The 206-nt window shown below is 54.9% G+C and carries 1 rRNA gene; it reads right to left on the bottom strand.

Going from position 1 to position 206, the window contains the following annotated elements:
* Positions 1-206, bottom strand: a 23S ribosomal RNA gene (locus tag PV403_RS25415); the annotation flags it as partial.

The raw sequence follows: 206 nt of genomic DNA, 5'->3' as shown, positions 1-206 counted from the left end.
CCTTGTGCCTTTACACTCTGCGAATGATTTCCAACCATTCTGAGGGAACCTTTGGGCGCCTCCGTTACTCTTTAGGAGGCGACCGCCCCAGTCAAACTGCCCACCTGACACTGTCCTCGCACCGGATCACGGTACCAAGTTAGAACCTAGATACGATCAGGGTGGTATCCCAACGTTGCCTCCACACAAGCTGGCGCTCATGCTTC

Source organism: Paenibacillus sp. GYB006, assembly GCF_036577645.1.
GTDB lineage: Bacteria > Bacillota > Bacilli > Paenibacillales > Paenibacillaceae > Paenibacillus.
Note: the sequence above shows the minus strand (reverse complement) of the source record. Positions and strands in the feature narration are given on the sequence as shown.